This window comes from Methylocaldum marinum (genome assembly GCF_003584645.1).
GTDB lineage: Bacteria > Pseudomonadota > Gammaproteobacteria > Methylococcales > Methylococcaceae > Methylocaldum > Methylocaldum marinum.
In genome coordinates this window covers 183,119-204,197 of the sequence record NZ_AP017928.1, presented here as the reverse complement: position 1 = coordinate 204,197, position 21,079 = coordinate 183,119, and the positions used below count along the sequence as shown (strand labels likewise).

Below are 21,079 nucleotides of genomic sequence, written 5' to 3'. Positions count from 1 at the left end.
CGCCATGTCCCAACTCACGCTCTGCCTGGCGCAACTGAACTTCACGGTGGGCGACCTGGCCGGCAACGCCGACAAGATGATCGAGGTCATCCGGCGCGCCGGAAACCGGGCCGACCTCATCGTGTTCAGCGAACTCGGCCTGACCGGCTACTATCCCATGGATCTCCTGGATCTGCCCTATTTCATCGATGCCCAGCAGGAACCGCTGGCGCGCATCGCGGCCGCGACCCGCGGGGTGAAAGCGGCGGCCGCGGTCGGTTTCGTCGACCGCAATCCGGGACGCACCGGCAAAGCCCTGCACAACAGTGTCGTGGTTTTCGAGGATGGGCGGGAAATCTTCAAATACCACAAGCAGCTATTGCCCACCTACTCGGTGTTCGACGAGGACCGCCATTTCGAACCGGGCACCCACCCCGGAATTTTTACCTTTCGCGGGGTCAATCTCGGTTTGGCCATCTGCGAGGACATCTGGAACGATCTCGGCGTCGAGGGCCGCGTCGAATATGCCGACGACCCCGTGCAGTCCCTGGCCTCCGCCGGCGTTCAAGTTGTCGTCAGCGTCAATGCTTCCCCGAGCCACGCCGGCAAAGTGCCGGAACGCACGGCCGCGTTCCGCCGTTTCGCCGACTGGCAACTGCCCCTGGTTTACGTCAACCAGGTCGGCGGAAACAACGAGATCCAATACGACGGCAACAGTTTCGCCAATAACCGCAAGGGCGAGATCGTGCAGCAGCTGCCGGCGTTCGGCGAAGGTCTCGGCTTCCTGGATGTGGTCCCGACCGGCGGCCGGGGCTTCGACATCTGCGGTCAGGATCCGGCCATCCCGCCCTCCGCGCCGATTTGCGGCCCCGGCTTCTACCACGCGCAGATCAGCCAGGGTCTCCGCGATTACGTCCGCAAGTGCGGATTCGGCAAGGTCGTCGTGGGCAGTTCCGGAGGCATCGACTCCGCTGTCACCCTCGCCCTGGCCGCCGAAGCACTGGAACCCGAGAACGTCGTCGCCATCACCATGCCTTCTCGCCATAGTTCCCAAGGCAGCGTGACCGATTCCGAAGCGCTGTGCCGGGCTTTGGGCGTACCCTTGCTTTACCGCTCGATCGAGCCGGATTACGCACTCGCCTGCTCCGAATTCGAGCGCGCGTTCGGAACTCCGCCCAGCCGGCTCACCCGCGAAAACATGCAAGCCCGTATCCGCGGCCGGGTATTGATGGAATATTCCAACCATTTCGGACATTTGCTGCTGACGACGGGCAACAAGTCGGAAATGAGCGTAGGCTATGCCACCTTGTACGGCGACATGTCGGGCGGCCTCAATCTCATCGGGGACCTGTGGAAGATGGAAGTCTACGCGCTGGCCGAGCACATCAACGCGATCGCCGGGCGCGAGCTGATTCCCCGCGGTATCATCGAAAAAGCGCCCAGCGCCGAGCTGGCCGACGGGCAGCGCGATGAAGACAGCCTGCCGCCTTATCCCGTGCTCGACGCGCTGCTCAAGCTTATACTGGAGCCCGATTTGCTGACCGCCGACGAACGGGCCGAAGCCCTGGCGCTGGCCGGCAGGGCAGGCCCTGATATCCGGCAGAAAGTGGTAGGCATGGTCAAAAATGCCGAATTCAAACGCTGGCAAGCCCCGCCCATCATTCGCGTCCACCGCCGGGCATTCGGTTTTGGTCGCAGAATGCCCTTGGCGCAGCGCTTTGTACCCAGCGCAACCGACATTATGAGGAACAGCGGATGAAGAAGAGCGAATGTCCCGGCGCAGCACGCATTATCGCCGAAGAGTCCCTGCACCAAGGTTTCCTCGGGCTCTCGCGGGTGAAGATCGAGCAGCCCCGGTTCGATGGCGGCAGCCAGACCGCAATCTGGGAAGTGGTCAAACGGCGACCCGCCGTCGTGGTGCATGCCTACGACCCCGACAAACAACTGGTGCTGCTGACGCGCCAATTCAGACCGGGCGCTTTCCTGGCGGGCGACGAACAACCCTTTCTTTGGGAGACGCCGGCGGGACTGATCGACGACGGCGAATCGCCGCTGCAGGCAGCCGAACGCGAACTGTTCGAGGAAGCCGGACTGCGGGCAAAATCCATGCAGCCCATTTTTGCGACCTACAGCTCGCCCGGGGCTTGCACGGAGTTGATACACCACCTGTTGGCCGTGGTGGACCTCGACCAGGGCACGCGCTGGAACGGAGGTTCCGCAGCCGAGCGCGAGGACATCGAATTGGCGACATTTCCCCTGAGCGAAGCGCTGAACATGCTTCAGCAGGGCGTACTCCGTTCCGAACACGCCGCCCTGGGACTTCTTTATCTGAATGTCGAAACTTCAAGAACGGCCCGCTGATGCGGGCCGCCCGGCGCCGTACGGTCCGTTACCCCGATGCCGATACTGTGCGTAAAAAGAAAGCAAAGTCCTATTCGAATCGCCCTCCCCCCACCCCAGTCACTCCGCGCATTCCCTGTGCGGAGCCGCAAGCGGCGCTGGCGGGTGTAGCAAAAGTCGGTTTTTTGCCATTCGGCATTCGAGCGAACATTCATCGTAGGATGGGTAGAGCGAAGCGAAACCCATCGATGGTGCGTTAGCCCCTCCTTTTTGCTTAGGACAGGCCCTTCGACCGGGCTCAGGACAGGCTCTGCGAAACTCACCAATTCGAGGCCATTCCGTGGGTTACGGCGCACGCGACGCGCAGTGATCGGCCGTCGGTCAGTGCTGATGTGCGCCTAACCCTCCCTACGAGAATTAATTCCTGATTGAAAGCGATTTGGAATACGCCGGCATCCGGGTCGCAGTCGCAAAAGAGAGTGGAGCGCTCCTGTCGATCTGATATGATGAGAGTCACCATTGACATGGAAAGTCGAGGTCATGTTCGATTCCTTGATCAGATCAGGATTCAGGCGCGCCGGGCTCCTGGCATCAGGCTGGTGGGCCTTGACGGAGGGATCTTCGGCTTGGACCTTCGGCGTGCCGGTCATCTTTCTCGCGCTCGTTTCCAGTTTTCTCATCAATCCTTCCGGATATAAACCCCTGCGCGGCTTACCGCGCTTCCTCGGCTTTTTTCTCCTGCATTCGCTGCTCGGCGGCATCGATGTCGCCCGGCGCGCCTTGCATCCCCGGATGCCGCTAGCGCCCGAAGTCGTGGATTATCCCCTGCGCCTGCACGACCAGGCGGCCTGCGTGCTCCTGGTCAACACCGTCAACTTGCTGCCGGGAACCGTGGTGGCGGAACTCGAGGTGCATCGGTTGCGGGTCCATGTGCTCGATCATCGGCTGCCGGTTTTCGAATCCTTGCGGACGGTGGAGGAAAAGGTAGCGGATCTGTTCGCCCTCTCCCTGAACGAAGCGGGGAATACGCCTCATGCCTGACCTGGACTTGGCGCTCGCCTGCTTTCTGCTTCTAAACATCTCTGCCGGACTGCTGCGCATCGTGCGCGGTCCCGACGCGGCCGATCGCATGCTGGCAGCGCAGTTGTTCGGCACTACCGGCGTAGCGGTTCTGCTGCTGTTGGCCGAGGCCCAGAACGTGCCGGCTCTGCGGGACGTTGCCCTTATTTTCGTGCTGCTTGCCGTGCTTGCGACCGTAGCGTTCGTTAAGCGGTTCTCCGATCATGCCGATAAGGATCACCCGTCATGAACCCATTCGTACTTCCCTGGCTTTCCGCCGTCTCGATGTTTCTCGGCATTTTTTTCTTCTTTGCCGGGACCGTCGGCCTGCTGCGCTTTCCCGACACGTACACCCGAATCCACGCCCTGACCAAGGCCGACAATCTCGGCTTGGGCCTGGTCATCGTCGGCCTGATGCTGCAAACCGAATCCTGGGCGGTGGTCTTGAAACTCCTGCTGATCTGGCTGCTCGCACTGGCGGCCAGCGCTACTGCCTGTCATCTGCTCGCCCGCCACACCTTGCGCTCGGAGCACCCGCCCCGCGTTCCCGCCTCGCCGGAGCCGCGGTAATGCTCGGCGCAATCCTGGATTTCACGCTGGCGGCAAGTCTCGTCTGGATTGCCTGGCGGACCGGCGCGACGCCGTACCTGTTCAATGCCGTGGTCTTGTTCATCGTCTTCGGCCTTTTGATGACACTCGCCTGGGTAAGGCTGAACGCGCCGGATGTCGCCTTGGCCGAAACCGCCATAGGGACCGGGCTTACCGGAGCCTTGCTGCTCGATGCGGCGGCGCATATCGCCGGCAAACCCGGACGGCGTAAAGGAAAGAACCCGCCATGAGTACGGTGTCCGGCCCGATCCGGCAGACAGCCGTTGCGCTTGCCTGGCTTCTCGGCCTGGGTCTGGTCGTCTCGATCGCCGCGGTTTCCGTCCCGGGCTTCAAGCTGGCCGTACTCGTCGATGCGCATCTACAGGAAAGCGGCGTCCGCCACCCGGTGACGGCCGTACTGCTGAACTATCGCGGCTACGACACGCTGCTGGAAATTGCGGTGCTGCTGTCGGCCATCCTCTGCATCTTGGCATTCCGGCCCGAGGGTCCGCCTCCCGTGCGCGACACCATGCCCGATTCCAGCCCCGTGCTCGCGGCTTTGAGTCGCCTGATCGTTCCCCTCATCGTTCTCGTTGCGGGATATCTGTTATGGGCGGGCGCCCACCGCCCCGGCGGGGCATTTCAGGCCGGGGCGGTACTCGCCGGCGGCGGCGTGCTGCTGAGGCTGATCGGCATCGTACCGAGCTTCGGCGCTCCCAACGCTTGGCTGCGCATAAGTCTTGCGCTGGGTTTCGGCACATTCCTCGCGATCGCCGCCCTGCCGCTGCTCGAGGGCTCGCGGCTGCTGGAATATCGGGAGGCAAAGGCCGGAACCGCCATTCTCGTGGTGGAATCGGCCCTGACCTTGTCGATCGCGACCATCCTCGCGACCGCGTTCATCGGCGCGGAGCCCCCGCGCGCGCAAGGCCCCACGTTTTCCGGTCCGCAGCGTGCGGCGGAAGACGAAAGAGCGGATCGCGCATGATAGCCTGCGGGCTGATTTACGCCGTGGTCGGGGTCGTTTTATTCGCCCTGGGTTTCTTCGGACTCATCGTTCATGCCCATCCGGTGCGTAAACTGATCGCTTTCAACATCATGGGCAGCGGCGTTTTCCTGGTCCTGGTCGGCCTGCCGCAGCGAACCGCCGGAACCCCGCCGGACCGGGTTTCGGAAGCGCTGGTGCTCACCGGCATCGTGGTCGCGGTCAGCGCTACCGCCTTCGGACTGGCTCTGGCCAGGCGCCTTTACGACCTGACCGGGAAGCCCCGCCTGCCGAACGATCCTCGGCCGGAATCATGAGCGAAGTATCTTCCGCCTCGCCCTGGATGCCCGTTCTGATTCTGCTGCCTCTGACGGCGGGAACCCTGTCCTTCCTGTTCCGGCGCCGCGCCCGCCGGACCCTGCTCGCGGCCGCTCTGGCCGGAATCTGGTGGTCGTTGATCGGACTGCTGGCGGACCTGAACGATGCGGATCTTCTGCGCTATCCGATCGGCGGCTGGCAGGCGCCCCTCGGCATCGATCTCCGTGCCGACGGGCTGAGCTTCATGATGCTGGCCATGACCGCGACGGTGGGAAGTTTTATCAGTCTTTACGCACTCGGCTATTTTGCCGACGACCACAGCGCCGGCACTCGGTTCTGGCCGCTTTGGTGGTTTCTGTGGGGAGCGCTCAACGCCGTGTTTCTTTCGGCGGACCTGTTCAACCTGTACGTGACCCTGGAGCTGCTCAGCCTGAGTGCCGTCGGCCTGGTCACGCTCACCGGCGACCGGGAGTCGCTCGCGGCCGGACTCCGCTATCTCCTGGCGGCACTGGCCGGGTCCATGGCCTATTTGATGGGCCTCGCCCTGCTGTACGGCGCCTACGGCACCTTGTCCCTGGAAGGGCTGGCGGGCTTGATACGCCCGGAACCCGCAAACGCCCTGGCGGCAAGCCTGATGACAGTGGGACTCTTGCTCAAGACCGCTCTCTGTCCGCTGCATTTCTGGCTGCCACCGGCGCACGGAAGCGCGTTGCCGCCGGTCAGCGCCCTGCTGTCGGCGCTGGTGATCAAGGCATCCTTTTACATGCTTCTGCGCCTTTGGTTCGAAGTCTTCCCGGCGGGGCTCACGGACGTCTTCACACAAGGCATCGGCACGCTGGGCACCATCGCGATATTCGCGGGCGCCTGGCTCGCGTTTCACCAGGAAAAACTGAAAATGCTCATCGCCTGGTCGACGGTGACCCAAGTCGGCTATTTGTTCCTGACTTTCCCCCTGGCCGCCGCTTCGCCCAGCACCGCCCTGACCGCCCTGAGCGGGGGCGTGTATCTGGCCATCTCCCATGCCGTGGCCAAGGCGGCGGTGTTTCTGGCGGCGGGCGCCATGCTGAAGGTCACCCACGAAGACCGTATCGACCGGCTCCAAGGCGTGGGCAGGCACCTGCCGATCAGCCTGTTTGCCTTCGCCACGGCCGGCGTCAGTCTCATGGGCCTGCCGCCCAGCGGTGGATTCGTCGCCAAATGGCTGCTGCTCACGGCCGCGCTGTCCACCGGCCAGTGGTGGTGGGCGGTGGTGCTGGTGCTGGGAGGACTCACCTCTGCCGCATATATCTTTCGTGTGCTCCGGCGCTGCTTCCTGCCGCCCTCGAAACACGCCGTATTCCATCCCGTGCCTTTGGTCATGCCGCTGACCGCGCTGTTTCTGGCGGGTATTGCTTTGGCCTTGGGAATGTCGGCGGTGTTTCCGCTTCGCCTGCTGGAACGAAGCGCGCTCCTGGTCGCCGGAGCCGTTGCGTCATCGGCGGTGGCGCCATGAGTTTCGAGGCATGGTTACCGCTCCTGGTGGTGTTGAGCTCCTTTGTGACCGGGGTGCTCATCTTATTCGTCGGCGAGGAACAGCTTCGTACCCGCTCGATCCTCAACCTGCTCGGCGCCATCGCCAAGCTTTTACTGGTGGGTGTCATGGTGTGGGGGGTATTCCATCGGTATCTTTTCGAGACCCGGCTGCCCATGCTGCCCGATCAGGATTTCGTGTTGCGCGCCGACGCCATGGGCATGTTGTTCGTGAGCCTTTCGTCCGTGCTGTGGCTGCTCACCACGATCTACGCCATCGGCTATCTCGAGGGCTCGCCGTACCGCAGCCGGTTTTTCGGTTTTTTCAGCCTGTGCGTGACCTCGACCATGGGCATCGCACTGGCCGGCGATCTCATCACGTTCATCATTTTTTACGAGCTGCTGACCTTGTCCACTTATCCCCTGGTGGTACACCGCGGCACGCCCGAGGCCTTGCGTGCCGGCCGAGTCTACCTCACATACACGATAACCGGCGGCGCCCTGCTGCTGGTGGGCGTGGTCTGGCTATACGAGCTGGCGGGATCGGTGGAGTTCACCGAACGTGGCGTACTCTCCGGAGTCCCGGAGATTCATTACCCTGCCCTGCTTGCGATTTTCGCGATCCTGATCGCGGGGCTGGGGGTGAAGACCGCGCTGGTGCCGCTGCACGGCTGGCTGCCGGTGGCCATGGTGGCGCCGGCGCCGGTGAGCGCATTGCTGCATGCGGTGGCCGTGGTGAAGGCCGGAGCCTTCGGCATCGTGCGCATAGCCTATGACGTGTACGGGGTGGAGTTCGCGGCCCGGCTGGGGGTGCTGGAACCCCTGGCCTGGCTGGCCGGCGTCACCATCGTCTACGGCTCGATCCGGGCTTTGACGCAGGACGACCTCAAGCGGAGGCTGGCCTATTCGACCGTCAGCCAGGTGTCGTACATCGTGCTGGGGATCGGCATACTCGGTCCGCTGGCGACCATCGGCGGCGTCGTGCATCTGGTACACCAGGGATTGATGAAGATCACATTGTTCTTCTGCGCGGGGGATCTCGCCGAGACCTTGGGGATTCACAAGATCAGCGAAATGAACGGCGTCGGCCGGCGCATGCCCTGGTCGATGGCGGCGTTTACCGTGGCGGCCCTGGGCATGATCGGCATCCCTCCGATCGCCGGCTTCATCAGCAAATGGTACCTCGGCCTCGGAGCCGTACAGGCGAAGGCCTATTGGGCGGTCGGCGTGCTCGCCGCCAGCACCGTGCTCAATGCCGCTTATTTCCTGCCCATCCTCTATCGCATCTGGTTTTTGCCCGCCGCCGGAGAATGGCCGAAAGCGGAGCGCGATCAGCTCGAAACCCGACCCACACTGCTGGTGCCTACATTGGCGACCGCGTTTCTCGCATTCGCTGCCGGCCTGTTCGCGGGCTCCCGCTTCAGTCCACTGGGCTGGGCCAAGCTGATCGCCGCCCGCGAGTACCTTACATGACTCCCGACGGATTGATGGCCGCCGCGCTGCTCGCGCCGCTGCTCCTGGCGACGGCACAATTCATGGCGCCGGGGCGTTGGGTACTTTCCGCCATCGCACCCTGGGCCGCGGCGCCGGCCCTGGCTCTGACGCTCGTACCGGAATTCCGGGTCGACCTGCCCTGGCTGTTGCTCGGCACGCGCCTGGAACTGGACCACACGGGGCGAATTTTCCTGGTTTTCACCGCGCTGCTGTGGCTGATCGCCGGCCCCTACGCCCGGATTTACATGGCCTCCGATTCGAAGCACCGAAGGTTCGCCGGTTTTTTTCTGAGCACCATGGCCGGGAATTTCGGTGTCATTCTGGCCCGGGACGTTGCGAGCTTTTATCTGTTCTTTGCCCTGATGACTCTGTCCGCCTACGGACTGATCGTGCACGAGGGCGGCGAAGAACCGCGCCGCGCGGGACGAGTCTACCTGGTCCTGGCGATGTTCGGGGAAGCCCTGCTGCTGGTCGCATTCTTGCTGAGCGTCAGCGCGGCGGACAGTCTGTTTGTCGACGACATTCCGAAGGCCGTCGCACTGTCGCCGCTGCGGGATCTGATCGTAGCGCTATTTCTCGGCGGCTTCGGGGTCAAGGTCGGCGTTCCGGTGCTGCATGTCTGGCTGCCTTTGGCGCACCCGGTCGCGCCCACGCCCGCCAGCGCCGTGCTGAGCGGTGTCATCATCAAGGCGGGACTTCTGGGATGGCTGCGCTTTTTGCCGCTGGGACAGGCTGCCTTTCCGAATTGGGGCTACGGATTGATGGCTGCCGGCATCGGCGCGGCATTCTACGCTGTTGCCATAGGCCTGATGCAAAAGGACTCCAAAACCGTGCTGGCCTATTCGAGCGTCAGCCAGATGGGACTTATCTCCGTACCGGTGGGACTCGCTTTGGCGACGCCGGCCGGCTGGCCGCTGGCCTCGGCAGCAGTCACGGTTTACGCCGCCCATCACGCTCTCGCCAAGGGCGCTTTGTTCTTGGGCGTGGGTGTCGTGCGGACGGCCGCCGGCAGCGAACGGCAACTCGGCTGGCTCATGGCGGGGCTCGTGCTCCCCGCGCTGGCCTTGGCGGGCGCTCCGTTGACCAGCGGCGCACTGGCCAAGGAATCACTCAAGAAATCCCTCGTCGCGACGCCGGAAGCATTGCAGCATTGGCTGAGCTGGACACTGTCCCTGGCGGCGGTGGGCACGTCGCTGCTGCTGATACGTTTTCTTTATCTGGTCAAGCAGGAAGCCGTGACGCAAACCCACGGCAATGCGAACCGCGCCTTGATCGTGGCCTGGATGCCGGCGCTGCTCGGCGTGTTGACCCTCACCTGGATCGTGTTCACCGAGAAGGCGGAGGCATTTTTCCAACATGCCCTGGAACTCGGCACACTCTGGGGAAGCCTATGGCCGATCGCCGGCGGCATCCTGTTGGCTTGTCTGTTCGGACGCCGATTCGTTCGTTCTGACCTGTCGATTCCGGCCGGCGATCTGCTGGTCCCGGTGGAACGGCTGGCGCTGAGCGTCCGGAACACCATCGAAAGCCACTGGCCCCGAACATTCGCCAGGCCGTTGCAGCAAACATGGAAGTTTCTCCGGGTCCGCATAGGCCAAGGCATGGCGCGAGGCCAAGGCATGGCGCGAGGCCAAGCCTGGCTGGAAAGCATGGCCGTTGCCGGAATTCTCTTTCTGTTGCTGGTCCTGGCTTTTGCCCTGGCGTTGCTGCCGAAGCACATCGGCTACGAATAGCCCCCGCCAAGCACCGCCCCATCCGACCTCAACCCGGATTTCTACCGACTGCGCCGCTATCCGGCGGTCCGGATCCCGGAAGACGCGGTGACGCTCCGGTTCGATTACCGGTTGAGACAGGTGAAAAGCCGAGCCGGACTCAGTCGTTTCCCGCAGCGGCGAACGGATCAATCGGCCGAGCGCCCGCGAACCGCGGCTTACTGCTTGGCATTGTCCTTGCTTTATTTAAATCAGCGCAGGCGGGCGTCCGGGTACGGAACCCCCTCTTCCTCCGTGCATGCCGTCCGCCCGCGCCTGCTATTCGCCTCACTAGGTTGCCGGCGCCGCTCGTGGGCGGCGCCATCTTTTTGGTCGTGCCGAATCTGCCTGAGGTCCCCAGCGCCACCGGGAACAGGATGCCGCCGAAATCGTCCGGAAAATTTTCCTGCGTCTGACACAGTACCCAGAGCCCGAGACCGTCGGGATTCCGTTCACGCTTCCGTTTTGGACGGCAAGCCATCCATCGGCGGACCGCTTCCGGAGACGGCCAATCCAGGATTCTCAAGTTCAACCCCCCTCTTCGCCGGCCAAGGTCATTCGGCGCTCTCAGGACACCGTTTGCGATTGGAAGGGTGGCTTCGGCGCTCCCGGAGACACCGTTTGCGATTGGAAGGGTCATCCGGGCGCTCCCCGGATGACCGTTTGCGATTGGAGAAAGCCGAGGCAGCGTAGACGATATTGCAGACTCGACGGCATTGCTCCGCGGGGAAAGGATAGGGTGAAGGCGGCCGAATTCGGGCCTTCTTCCAAATCGCTTTCAATCAGGCCTCCATTCGCGTAGGGAGGGTTAGGCGCGCATCAGCACTGACCGGCGGCCGATCACTGCGCGTCGCGTGCGCCGTAACCCACCGAATGGCCTCGAATTGGTGAGTTTCGCAGAGCCTGTCCTGAGCCCGGTCGAAGGGCCTGTCCTGAGCTCCGTCGAAAGGCTAACCCACCATCGATGGGCTTTGCTTCGCTCTACCCATCCTACGGTGAATGTTCATTCGAGTGCCGAATGGAATTCCTCGCATTACACAGGAAGGCCTTCGCCAAGCAAAGATGTCCACCTGCTTCGAGGCTTGATTACATCAAGGTCGCGTCCGGATTTAACGCGAAGAAACCCAGCAGCCCGTAGCAGGCGACCGCCAGGGCCGCATGCGCCATCAACACCAGTCTAGGCGCGCGTTTCCCTTTCTTGACGGCGAAACCCATCGCAACCCCTAAAAGAATGATGACGACCGCCATGCCGATATTGGCATAAAGCCGCGTATCGCCGTCCAGCGCAACGGCGATCACCAAAGCGGAACCCAGGAGCGCGGCAGCGGCATGGAGCATTGAGTAAGCCGTCCCCACGCGCCGGCCGCGCCAAACGTCCAGGACCATCATCAAGCCCATGCCCGCGACCAAAGTAAAAACAGCAAGCGCACCCATCAACATAATCGGATTCCTCCTTGGGAAAAATAAAGAAAAATGTTTAATGAAAAACTGTGCGCGTTAAGCAATGAAAGAATCGAGCCAACCCGGACCGCCGCCGTCAAGAAGGCTTGGCTCGAACACGGCCGTTTGCGCCCGAGCCCCGCACTGCCTGCCGCCCGGACATATTTCGGATCGCCGGAACCCTGGAGGACGGCGGAGAATTTCGGCGGCTGATCCTGAGCGGAAAGCCCGGCCGCATGAGCCGGGAGGGGCAAAACCCTAAGGCACCTGCGGGTTTTGACGGAACACCTACTGCCGGCCGCATTGCGCCCGAAGGCGTTTTCACCCGGCTTGGCGGTTTTTCCCGCCCGGACCGTCTGCCTCCATGATGACAGACGGCATCGATGTGGTGGATTTAGATGAAACCGTTACCGGTCCGTGCCAAAACGCGGCGAGGCCTGTAACGATTGCCCAATGATTCACCGACGGCCGATAGGACCTGAGGAGAAACCGGCAGGCCATCACGGTGAAGGGCAGATTGACCAGGACAAAGGATTTGGCCGTCCTGAGCGACGCGCTGCCCGCAGAGGTTCCGGAGACTGGCACAAGGCAAAAAAAAGGATGCCCGATGAAGGGCATCCCGATAGACCGAGGAGATCTCACGCGCCTCCGCCGTTCTTCAAGAGACGAACCCGGGGCGGCTACGAGACGAACTCAGCTTAGACATCTTAACTTCTTGATTCAATGAGACATTTTGTCGCACTCAAGGTAAGGCTAATGACACAGCGCGCTGCGCCATATGCAGCATTGATCGCGGCAGAAAACGGCTTGGACTTGCGTAAACCATTGAAAGATCCACGATACCGAATTTGGCACGCGCTTTGATTCAGTTTTGACGCGTACCAGCGGTCGGCCTTTCCGAAATTCAGTGGGCACCTGATGGAGAGCCCGACCGCGACCATGTCGAACGATCGTGCAATCGTCCGGAGCGGAAACCGGTCCAAAATACCCGCTGCATTTCCGGCCCACTTCCGGTAAACCCCGATACTCGCGATTCTCAAGGCACGATCCGCGCTGAGTCCGCCCCCTACCGGCACAGATTCTCATTGACGTGTTATGAGCCCTCCACCTTCCGGCACCGAAAGCGCGTTCCTGGATAGCCGCGACGAAATTCTCGCCTTTCTGCTGCGCCGCCTCCGCTGCCCGGAAACCGCCGCCGATTTGGCGCAGGAAACCTATCTGCGCCTGCACCAGAGCGAGCGCCGGAAACCCGCCGATAATCCTCGCGCACTGGCTTTTCGCATCGCCGCCAACTTGGTGGTCGACTATTTGCGCAAACAGACCGTTCGATCCCGTTACGAAGCCGCCCACGACGACGAAGCGGCCGCTGTCGAATCCGCGCCGAGCAGCGGCTTGGCGCCAGACCAGGCCGCCGATCTGGGGCAAACCATGGACCGCTTGAAAGCCGCGCTATCGGAACTGCCGGTGGACTCGCGCACCGCTTTGCTGCTGAGCGGCGCGGACGGCCTCAGCTACGCCCGGATCGCGGAACGCCTGGGGGTATCCGAGCGCATGGTGGCGAAGCGTATCGCCAAGGCACTTAAACATTGTCGGGATCGGCTCGAGGATCAGATCGATTGACCAAGGAACGGTATCATCGGAAGCACCGGAGCCACCCTTCGAATTCCAAACGGTATAACTTGATCACGATCACGCCTTCCCGGAATAACGGTCTGACAAGATGGCATAAGCCTTCCTCCCATCTCCTGAGGCATCGCCCGTGAATCCAAGAGACCAACGCAAACTGCTTTCCGACAGGGCTATCGACTGGCTGGTACTGCTGCGCTCCGGCGCGGTCGGAGAAGACGATCGCCGGCGGTTCGCCGAGTGGCTGGCTGAAAATCCGGAGCACGCCGCCGCATTCCGTGAAGCGGAGCGCCTCTGGACTTCGATCACCGGGGTACTGAGCGAAAATCCGGGCAATACCGAAGCGAAGCCGCGGACATTGGCAGAACCGCCCGCGAAATGCCCTTCACCGGCCCTGCCCGCCTCTCGCCGCCGGCTTCTCCCCGTTCGCTGGGCCGTGGCGGCTGCACTCCTGCTCGCCTTGGGTTTGCATGGTCCGAATCTCGCCGATTTCTGGCTCAGCGACTATGCCACCGGCACCGGAGAGCAAAAGCAGGTACGCCTGGAAGACGGCAGTACCGTACTGCTCGACACCGATACCGCCATCGCGCTCGACTGGAATGAATCGCGACGGCGCATTAATCTCCGCCACGGACAAGCGGTATTCACAGTGGCGCCGGACGCGGCCCGTCCGTTCGAGGTGGAAGCCGGACCGGCGGTGATCCGCGCCTTGGGCACGGTGTTCGCGGTCGCCGAAAAACCGGACGGGGACATATCGGTGACGGTTCAGGAACATACCGTCAGCGTCGGCTTCGCGGATAAACGGGCCGGCAGCGAACCGACTGCGGTGCGGGTGGTTTCCGGTCAGCGCGTCACCTACAGCCCGGGGCGGGGCCTGAGTTCGCCGGAGAAGGCCGATATGAGCCAGGCCACCGCCTGGCAGCGGCGCAAGCTGATATTCAAGGACCAGCCCCTGGTGAAAGCGGTCGCCGAACTCGAGCGTTACCGGCCGGGCAAGATTCTCATCACCGACGGCCGCCTGAACGACCTGCGCGTCTCCGGCGTATTCTCCCTGGACGATTCCGACGCCATCCTTATGGCCGTGGAGCAAGCCTTGGGCATCCGATCCACCCGGGTCAGTCCCTGGCTGGTTCTGCTGCATCGCTGATTTCCGCAATCTCCTTCTCGATGTCCCGGTTCGACACCTCGAACGATGCGGTTCCTCGCGCTACCGCATCCTGCTCCGGGAGAACGGCAGGATGCGGTGAACGAAGGGAACCGCATCAATTCCGATGTTTGACAAAAAAAGAACTTACAGCGCCGGTTCATGATTTCGCCGCTCGCACGTTTTCAGAAAAAGGAACATCCCTTTTCCGAAATTCGAAGAGCACAACATGAAGAACAAAAACAATCGACATCCCGGCAGAGACACCAACCTTTCGATAGCGGTCTCAAAATCCCGAAAATGCCCTTCCCTCACCACCCGTACTTGGATCGCGCTGGCGATGCTATGCGCCACCGGCGCTCCGACGGTGGCGGCAGACGAGGAAACACCCCAGTCCCGGCACTACGCCATCGCCGCGCAGCCGCTCGGCGATGCACTGACGGAGTTCGCCGACCAGTCCGAGATCAAGCTGATTTTCGATGCCGACCTCGTCCGCGGCCTGAGGTCCAGCCCTTTGTCGGGCACCCTGACCCCGGAACAGGGCCTGCGCAAGCTGCTCGACGGTACCGGCTTCGGCTATCGCTTCATCGCGCCCGGCACCGTCACCCTCGAACGCCTCGCCCGGCCCGTCGCAAAACCGAAAGCTGTGCCGCAGCCTCGGAGCAACGGCGACGAATCGGTGGAACTGTCCATCGTCTCGGTGATCGACCAAGCCGAACCGCAGAGCCTCACCACCCCGTCTATCGAGGAATCACAGGAAAAACTGGAACGTGTGCCGGGAGGGACGACGCTGATCGAGGGGGAACGGATCAAGGAGGGTGCGGCCGTCACCGTGAACGACGCGCTCGCTTATACGCCGGGCGTATACGTCGGCGACCGAACGACCGGCGTTGCGGGCGGCTCGCGTCTCTCCATTCGGGGTTCCGATGTCAATTCGCTCATTTCGCCGATCCGCGGCGTGAAGATTCTTCGCGACGGGCTTCCGTTCACCAACGCCAACGGCTCCACGGATATCGAAACGATCAATTTGGACGCCATCCACCACATCGAAGTATATCGAGGTGCAACCGCCCTGGAATACGGGGCGAGCAACCTGGGGGGCGCCCTCAATTTCGTGACCCCGACCGGCTATACCTCGGATCCGCTGAGGGTCGGCATGACCCTGGGCACGAACGGCTACGTCAAACCCCAGGTCAGCGGTGGCGGCGTGCTGGGCAACGGCTGGGATGCCTTCGGCTCGTTTTCCTACATCGAGTTCAACGGCAACCGCAAGCATAACGAGCAAGAGCTATTCTACGGCTACGGCAATCTCGGGTATCGCTGGAACGATCGCCACGAAACCCGCCTGCATGTGGACCTGCAGGATTTCGATTACGAGGGTGTTTCCGCGATCACCAAGAAACAGCTGAAAAAAGATGCCCATCGGAACTCGAGCACGGGCGTCCCTCCGACCGGTTTTCCGGCCTATCGGGTCGACTTGCGCCACACCATGTTGTTGAACGATGGCGACCGCCTCGATATCGGCGCTTATTATTTCAGCAAGGATTTTTCGTTCTCCTTCAGTAACTTCGGCTTCTTCCGCGATTCGTGGCAAGACGCGGGACTCTCCTGGCGTCATCAGATCAACGGACACTTGTTCGGCCTGAAAAACCGCGTCATTTGGGGCGGGCTCGCGCAGTGGCAATGGATCAACGACCGTGATTTCAACGTCGTAAACGGCAAGCGAGGGTCTTTACGCTTCAACGAGCGCGACGAATGGAACAACGTGGAAGCCTATGTCGAGGATCAGTTAGCGCTGACCGATGCCTTCACCTTGGTGCTGGGCGGGCAGATAAACTACCGCAAGGCCGCTTATGAACACCGCTTTGGCGCTTTATCCGAGGGACAGCCGGAGCAGGCGGATCAGGATTTCTTCAATTTCAATCCCAAGCTGGGCTTCACCTGGCAGCCCCTGCCGGAGATGCAAGTCTATGGAAACCTGAGCCGCAGCGCCGAGCCGCCGCCTCTCGGAAACCTGTCCGATATTTTCCTGAGGCCCAGGCGTGTCAGTCAGACGGCTTCCACGATCGAAATCGGCACGCGCGGCGGAAACGAACGATTCAAGTGGGACTTCGCTTTCTATCATGCCTGGCTGAACAACGAAATCCTGGTCGTTCCCAATCCGCAGAACCCGACCTCGTTTACAACCACCAACGCCGGCAACACCCAGCACACCGGCATCGAACTCGGGCTGGAAGGTGTCGTGCCCCTGGGCCTGATGGCGTCCGACGACCACATCCGCCTGCGCGGCAGCTACACCTGGAGTAACTTCCACTTCGACGACGATCCGGTGCTGAAAGACAACCGACTGCCCGGCATACCGGAGCACAATGCCCGCTTCGAGGCGCTCTACCAGCATCCCGCCGGTTTTTACATCGGACCGAACCTCACGGCGGTCAGTTCCAACTGGGTGGATTTCACCAACACCCTGGCAGCCGACGCCTACGCCCTCTTGGGTGCCCGCGTCGGCTGGGACGACGGCAAGCACTGGAAGGTGTTCGTGGACGGCCGCAATCTCACCAACGAGCGCTACGCCGCCTCGGTCTTCGTTACCGGCGACGCGGGAGGACAGGACGTGGCGCAATTCAATCCCGGCGCCACCCGCATGGTGTTCGGGGGATTCGAGTACCGGTACTGAATCCTACAACCGGCATTCCGTAGGGTGCGGTGAGGCACGAACCGCACCGGTCGCGTCCGCGAATGATGCGGTTCCCTTCGCTCACCACAGCCTACAACCGATGTTCCGTAGGGTGCGGTGAGGCACGAACCGCACCGATCGCGCCCGCGAATGATGCGGTTCCCTCCGGTCACCACAGCCTACAACCGGCATTCCGTAGGGTGTGGTGAGGCACGAACCGCACCGGTCGCGTCCGCGAATGATGCGGTTCCCTTCGCTCACCACAGCCTACAACCGGCATTCCGTAGGGTGTGGTGAGGCACGAACCGCACCGGTCGCGTCCGCGAATGATGCGGTTCCCTTCGCTCACCACAGCCTACAACCGATGTTCCGTAGGGTGTGGTGAGGCATGGACAAGGCGACAGCCGTTCCCGGCGTTCGAAATGCGCGAACTCGATAGCCAAACCAGCCGGATGCGGGTGGGGTTTTCTTCCTGCCGTTCGTCTTAAATACATGAGTCCTTACGAAAGGCATAAGCCGACGACATCCCCCTCGTTCCCACAATTTGCAACTACGACTCGGAATTCGACCATGTCTCTCCAGAATTTCAGATACCTTGCCGATTTGAAAACCCGCCGCAAGCTGTGGCTGCAAGTCCATTTGTGGCTTGGTTTGATTCTCGGTCTGCTTCTGGCGATCTACGGCGTCACCGGCAGCATCCTGGTGTTTCACGCCGAAATCAACGATTGGCTGAACTCCGAAATGCGAACCGTGAAGCCGCCGGAACAAGGCGCCGTTTACCGCCCGCTGGCGGAGATTTTCGAGGCCGGGCGGGCGGCCATGCCGGAGGAAGCCAAACTCGCCTTCGCCACCTACCCTCGCAACGACGAGGCGGCATTCATTCAGAGCTATTCGCTGGAGAAACCGGATGGGACCGTGGAGGACTGGCAGGTCCATGTCGACCCGTACACGGCAGGGGTCACCGGCAAGCGCTTGATGGGAGATTCCGAGAGTTGGTTGCCGAACACTTTCATAGGTTTCGTGTTCAAGCTGCACTATGCGTTGATGCTGCCCAAAGGTGTCAGTCCCGTCGTCGTCGGAGTCTCCGGCATGCTCCTCATCATTTCGGTGCTGACCGGACTCATCGTGTGGTGGCCGTTGACCGGGCGCTGGCTGCAGGCACTGACCATCAAGCGCAAATCCAGCCCCGAGCGCTTCAACTTCGACCTGCACAAGACCGCCGGTTTCTACACCACACTCGTCATGATACCGGTGCTGTTTTCCGGCGTTTACATGGTGCTGCCTCACAATGTGGTGCCCGTGCTGGAACTGTTTTCCCCGGTGACCTACCGCTACTGGTTCGAATCCAAGCCCATCCCCGACCGGGAGCCCATCAGCATGGCCGAGGCCATCGTCCTGGCCGACCGGCGTTACCCTCACGGACGGGCGCACTGGATCTACGGCGCGCCCGACCCGACCGACACGTACACCGTTTGCAAGGACGACGTCGACCGGCCGGGAAGCTGGCTGCAACGGGTGTGCGTGGTGATGGATCGTTATACGGGGGAATATCTCGATATCGACGATCCCGCGATCGGCACCGCCGGCGAAGTCTTCACTCATTGGCAATGGCCCCTGCATTCCGGCCAGGCCATCGGCATGGCGGGGCGCATCCTGGTGTTCCTGACCGGCCTGGCCTGCCCGGTGATCGTCGTCACCGGCGTCATCCGCTGGCTGCAAAAACGGAAAGCGGCACAGCGCATGACAGGCGTAGCAAACCGGCGGCTTCGCCATCAGCCCCGAGCACATGAATCCTGACCGCCGCAAGAGCACTGTGTGATTTGCCGCAGCCGTTGACGGCAAAACCGCCGAACCGGCCGGATCGGCCTTTTATAATCATTCGCTTACATGATTTGGCATAAGGACTGCTTTACCGATATGTCCAAAGTGCTCGAAACTTATGCCGTCGACCGACCATCAATTGCTTGCCCAGCTTTTCCGGGATTGCCGCAAGGACCTCCTGGCCTTCTTGTTCGGCCGGCTGGGTTGCGCCCAAACCGCGGCCGACCTTTGCCAGGAATCCTTCTTGCGGCTCTGGCGAAGCGGCGACCTGAGCCGCATCGGCAATCCGCGCGCTTATTTGTTCAGGACCGCCCTGAATCTGATTACGGACTACCATCGGAGCGGCAAGACCCGATTTGGCCTCTTCGCCGAGTTGAACGACACGGACGAAGACGATTCGGCATCTCTTCCAGTCGAGGAACGGACCGGGGAAACCGCGACCCTCGCCTCGGAGCAGCTCGACCGGGCGACGGCGGCGCTGCAGGAACTTCCGCCGCTCAGCCAACGCATTTTTTATCTGAGCCGATTCGAAGGCTTGAAACAGCGGGAAATCGCGGAGCGGCTCGGCGTTTCCCTGCGCACGGTGGAAGAACATCTCAAGCGCACGCTGCTGCATCTGAATCGCCGCGTACACGAAGATTAGCTCGTGGCGTGTGGTTTTTTGGCAGCGGCTCGTCTATCTTCACGAGCCTCCTAAGACAACGGCCGCTTTATGCCCGAATCCCTACCCTCCCGCGACCCTGACCGTTTGGCAAGCGAAGCGCTCGACTGGCTGATCGTTCTGAAAACGCGCACGCCGACAGCGGCCGAGACACGGCGACTCGAGCGCTGGCGCACGCAGAGCTCGGAACACGAGACGGCCTGGCACAATGCGCTCGCGCTCTGGGAAGGGCTGGAACCGCTGCGAGGCCGGTCGCTGCCCGGATCGTCTCCCCTGCCCATGGAAACGGCTCGCGCAAGTCCCGCGGAAACGACGGCGAGGCCGCGACGATCGCGATCCGAAACCGATCCTACCCGAAGCCGCTCGCGCGGCACCGGCTTTCCGCGCCTCTCGGTACGCCTCGGCTGGACATTCGCCTGCCTTTCCGTTCTGATCGCGAGCCTGATCTTTCTCGATCCCATGCTCGCGCTCGAAGCGGATTACCGAACCGGCAAGGGCGAAATTCAGGATTTTCTGCTGCCCGACGGTTCCCGCGCCAGTTTGAATTCCGACAGCGCCGTCGCGGTTCGTTTCGAACAGTCGACGCGGCGGATCAAGGTGCTTCGGGGCGAAGCGTTTTTCCAGGTAGCCAGGGACCCGGCGCGTCCGTTCGTCGCCGCCAGCCGCCAGGGCGAAGTCAAGGCCGTGGGCACGGCCTTCACCGTCCGGCAGTCGGAAGAAAAGACCGAAGTCGCAATGCTGGAGGGCGTGGTCGAGGCCAGTACGTTCCGCCAGCGCATCTCGCTGAAAGCCGGTCAAGCCGCCAGCCTCGAGGCGGACGGCCGGATCGTCCCGCGGAAAGGCGGAGTCGATCGCTCCGCCGCGTGGCGCGAAGGCTATCTAGTCTTCGATCAAACCCCGCTGGCCGAGGTGGTCGCCACGCTCAACCGCTACCGGAAGGGACGGGTGACGCTGCTCGACGAATCGTTCGCCGACCGGCGCTTGAGCGGGCTTTTCCGTCTCGCCGATACCGACAAGGTGATCGCCGCCGTTGCCGAAACCACACCGCTGCGCGTCACCCGCCTGACGGACTACTGGGTGATTCTGCGGTAAACACGCTGCGAGCCCGTAGCCCCGGATGAAGTGAAACGAGATCCGGGATGAGGGAAGCCGCGACCCGCGTATTTCGCTGTTCTACAAACGGGCTACGGCAAGGCCGTTGAACTGGATTCGATATCGTCAGCCCCGCGCGGCCATCCCACCCGGCGCGTTCACGGGACGCCATCAGATGTTCCGCTTGCGACGGTTCCACGCGGCGCGAGTGAGCCTTAGAAGTTGTCGGCCATCCCTTGCCGACACAGACGCTCGATCAGGCCGTGACGTCGGGAAAGGATTCCCAACCTACAGGGTGCACGGTTGTAGGTCGGCCATCCCTTGCCGACGAAGGCGCTCGGCCGGAGCATGACGTCGGGAAAGGATTCCCAACCTACAGGGTGCACGGTTGTAGGTCGGCCATCCCTTGCCGACGAAGGCGCTCGGCCGGAGCATGACGTCGGGAAAGGATTCCCGACCTACAGGGTGCACGGTTATAAGGTCGGCAATCCCTTGCCGACACAGACGCTCGATCAGGCCGTGACGTCGGGAAAGGATTCCCAACCTACAGGGTGCACGGTTGTAGGTCGGCAATCCCTTGCCGACGCCCCCGGCTTCC

Annotated in this window: 18 protein-coding genes; 17 read left to right on the top strand and 1 reads right to left on the bottom strand. The window is 62.2% G+C overall.

Annotated features, from left to right (window positions below; all coding sequences use genetic code 11):
* Positions 1–4: 4 nt before the first annotated feature.
* The 11 genes from sS8_RS00980 to sS8_RS00930 all read left to right on the top strand — a co-directional run bounded on the left by sS8_RS00980 (position 5) and on the right by sS8_RS00930 (position 10,002).
* Entirely contained in the window at positions 5–1,738 is a 1,734-nt protein-coding gene (locus sS8_RS00980; protein ID WP_119628013.1) for an NAD+ synthase, read from the top strand.
* Positions 1,735–2,340 carry an NUDIX domain-containing protein gene (locus sS8_RS00975; protein WP_119628012.1) on the top strand — a complete coding sequence of 202 codons (606 nt, stop codon included), beginning with the start codon at positions 1,735–1,737 and terminating at the stop codon, positions 2,338–2,340. The genes sS8_RS00980 and sS8_RS00975 overlap by 4 nt, the downstream gene beginning before the upstream one ends.
* Positions 2,341–2,859: 519 nt before the next feature.
* On the top strand, positions 2,860–3,360 hold the full coding sequence (locus sS8_RS00970; RefSeq protein WP_119628011.1) for a Na+/H+ antiporter subunit E: 501 nt from the start codon (positions 2,860–2,862) through the stop codon (positions 3,358–3,360).
* Positions 3,353–3,628, top strand: a complete 276-nt coding sequence (locus sS8_RS00965) for a monovalent cation/H+ antiporter complex subunit F (protein ID WP_119628010.1) — start codon at positions 3,353–3,355, stop codon at positions 3,626–3,628. Before sS8_RS00970 ends, sS8_RS00965 begins: the two co-directional genes overlap by 8 nt.
* A complete protein-coding gene (gene mnhG, locus sS8_RS00960; RefSeq protein ID WP_119628009.1) occupies positions 3,625–3,948 on the top strand; it encodes a monovalent cation/H(+) antiporter subunit G in 324 nt (107 codons plus the stop codon). The genes sS8_RS00965 and mnhG overlap by 4 nt, the downstream gene beginning before the upstream one ends.
* Complete coding sequence (locus sS8_RS00955) at positions 3,948–4,217, top strand: Na(+)/H(+) antiporter subunit B (protein ID WP_119628008.1); 270 nt, start codon at positions 3,948–3,950, stop codon at positions 4,215–4,217. The genes mnhG and sS8_RS00955 overlap by 1 nt, the downstream gene beginning before the upstream one ends.
* Positions 4,214–4,951, top strand: a complete 738-nt coding sequence (locus sS8_RS00950; protein WP_119628007.1) for an MnhB domain-containing protein — start codon at positions 4,214–4,216, stop codon at positions 4,949–4,951. Before sS8_RS00955 ends, sS8_RS00950 begins: the two co-directional genes overlap by 4 nt.
* Positions 4,948–5,265 (top strand): sodium:proton antiporter, encoded by a 318-nt coding sequence (locus sS8_RS00945; RefSeq protein WP_119628006.1) that lies wholly within the window; start codon positions 4,948–4,950, stop codon positions 5,263–5,265. Before sS8_RS00950 ends, sS8_RS00945 begins: the two co-directional genes overlap by 4 nt.
* A complete protein-coding gene (locus sS8_RS00940; RefSeq protein WP_119628005.1) occupies positions 5,262–6,758 on the top strand; it encodes a complex I subunit 5 family protein in 1,497 nt (498 codons plus the stop codon). Before sS8_RS00945 ends, sS8_RS00940 begins: the two co-directional genes overlap by 4 nt.
* Positions 6,755–8,248, top strand: coding sequence for a complex I subunit 5 family protein (locus tag sS8_RS00935; protein WP_119628004.1), 1,494 nt, complete (start codon positions 6,755–6,757; stop codon positions 8,246–8,248). Before sS8_RS00940 ends, sS8_RS00935 begins: the two co-directional genes overlap by 4 nt.
* Entirely contained in the window at positions 8,245–10,002 is a 1,758-nt protein-coding gene (locus sS8_RS00930) for a complex I subunit 5 family protein (RefSeq protein WP_119628003.1), read from the top strand. The genes sS8_RS00935 and sS8_RS00930 overlap by 4 nt, the downstream gene beginning before the upstream one ends.
* Before the next feature lie 1,104 nt (positions 10,003–11,106).
* Here sS8_RS00930 and sS8_RS00920 read toward each other — a convergent pair.
* Positions 11,107–11,460: a hypothetical protein gene (locus sS8_RS00920; protein ID WP_119628001.1), complete on the bottom strand. Its 354-nt coding sequence runs from the start codon at positions 11,458–11,460 to the stop codon at positions 11,107–11,109.
* A gap of 1,095 nt (positions 11,461–12,555) precedes the next feature.
* Between sS8_RS00920 and sS8_RS00910 the strand changes: the two genes are divergently transcribed.
* The 6 genes from sS8_RS00910 (at position 12,556) to sS8_RS00885 (ending at position 20,481) form a co-directional block, all read left to right on the top strand.
* Positions 12,556–13,080, top strand: coding sequence for an RNA polymerase sigma factor (locus sS8_RS00910; RefSeq protein WP_119627999.1), 525 nt, complete (start codon positions 12,556–12,558; stop codon positions 13,078–13,080).
* 139 nt (positions 13,081–13,219) lie between these two features.
* Entirely contained in the window at positions 13,220–14,233 is a 1,014-nt protein-coding gene (locus sS8_RS00905; RefSeq protein ID WP_119627998.1) for a FecR family protein, read from the top strand.
* Positions 14,234–14,459: 226 nt separating this feature from the next.
* Positions 14,460–16,907, top strand: a complete 2,448-nt coding sequence (locus tag sS8_RS00900) for a TonB-dependent receptor domain-containing protein (protein WP_119627997.1) — start codon at positions 14,460–14,462, stop codon at positions 16,905–16,907.
* Positions 16,908–17,477: 570 nt separating this feature from the next.
* Positions 17,478–18,704 carry a PepSY-associated TM helix domain-containing protein gene (locus sS8_RS00895; protein WP_119627996.1) on the top strand — a complete coding sequence of 409 codons (1,227 nt, stop codon included), beginning with the start codon at positions 17,478–17,480 and terminating at the stop codon, positions 18,702–18,704.
* 142 nt (positions 18,705–18,846) lie between these two features.
* On the top strand, positions 18,847–19,371 hold the full coding sequence (locus sS8_RS00890) for an RNA polymerase sigma factor (protein ID WP_119627995.1): 525 nt from the start codon (positions 18,847–18,849) through the stop codon (positions 19,369–19,371).
* A 69-nt stretch (positions 19,372–19,440) separates the two neighbouring features.
* Positions 19,441–20,481: a FecR family protein gene (locus tag sS8_RS00885; protein ID WP_119627994.1), complete on the top strand. Its 1,041-nt coding sequence runs from the start codon at positions 19,441–19,443 to the stop codon at positions 20,479–20,481.
* Positions 20,482–21,079: the final 598 nt, after the last annotated feature.

What these genes read in the sequence shown, in the direction of transcription:
- sS8_RS00980 (WP_119628013.1), top strand. Translation starts at nt 5, where the DNA reads ATGTCCCAACTCACGCTCTGCCTGGCGCAACTGAACTTCACGGTGGGC.
- sS8_RS00975 (WP_119628012.1), top strand. Translation starts at nt 1,735, where the DNA reads ATGAAGAAGAGCGAATGTCCCGGCGCAGCACGCATTATCGCCGAAGAG.
- sS8_RS00970 (WP_119628011.1), top strand. Translation starts at nt 2,860, where the DNA reads ATGTTCGATTCCTTGATCAGATCAGGATTCAGGCGCGCCGGGCTCCTG.
- sS8_RS00965 (WP_119628010.1), top strand. Translation starts at nt 3,353, where the DNA reads ATGCCTGACCTGGACTTGGCGCTCGCCTGCTTTCTGCTTCTAAACATC.
- mnhG (WP_119628009.1), top strand. Translation starts at nt 3,625, where the DNA reads ATGAACCCATTCGTACTTCCCTGGCTTTCCGCCGTCTCGATGTTTCTC.
- sS8_RS00955 (WP_119628008.1), top strand. Translation starts at nt 3,948, where the DNA reads ATGCTCGGCGCAATCCTGGATTTCACGCTGGCGGCAAGTCTCGTCTGG.
- sS8_RS00950 (WP_119628007.1), top strand. Translation starts at nt 4,214, where the DNA reads ATGAGTACGGTGTCCGGCCCGATCCGGCAGACAGCCGTTGCGCTTGCC.
- sS8_RS00945 (WP_119628006.1), top strand. Translation starts at nt 4,948, where the DNA reads ATGATAGCCTGCGGGCTGATTTACGCCGTGGTCGGGGTCGTTTTATTC.
- sS8_RS00940 (WP_119628005.1), top strand. Translation starts at nt 5,262, where the DNA reads ATGAGCGAAGTATCTTCCGCCTCGCCCTGGATGCCCGTTCTGATTCTG.
- sS8_RS00935 (WP_119628004.1), top strand. Translation starts at nt 6,755, where the DNA reads ATGAGTTTCGAGGCATGGTTACCGCTCCTGGTGGTGTTGAGCTCCTTT.
- sS8_RS00930 (WP_119628003.1), top strand. Translation starts at nt 8,245, where the DNA reads ATGACTCCCGACGGATTGATGGCCGCCGCGCTGCTCGCGCCGCTGCTC.
- sS8_RS00920 (WP_119628001.1), bottom strand. Translation starts at nt 11,460, where the DNA reads ATGTTGATGGGTGCGCTTGCTGTTTTTACTTTGGTCGCGGGCATGGGC.
- sS8_RS00910 (WP_119627999.1), top strand. Translation starts at nt 12,556, where the DNA reads ATGAGCCCTCCACCTTCCGGCACCGAAAGCGCGTTCCTGGATAGCCGC.
- sS8_RS00900 (WP_119627997.1), top strand. Translation starts at nt 14,460, where the DNA reads ATGAAGAACAAAAACAATCGACATCCCGGCAGAGACACCAACCTTTCG.
- sS8_RS00895 (WP_119627996.1), top strand. Translation starts at nt 17,478, where the DNA reads ATGTCTCTCCAGAATTTCAGATACCTTGCCGATTTGAAAACCCGCCGC.
- sS8_RS00890 (WP_119627995.1), top strand. Translation starts at nt 18,847, where the DNA reads ATGCCGTCGACCGACCATCAATTGCTTGCCCAGCTTTTCCGGGATTGC.
- sS8_RS00885 (WP_119627994.1), top strand. Translation starts at nt 19,441, where the DNA reads ATGCCCGAATCCCTACCCTCCCGCGACCCTGACCGTTTGGCAAGCGAA.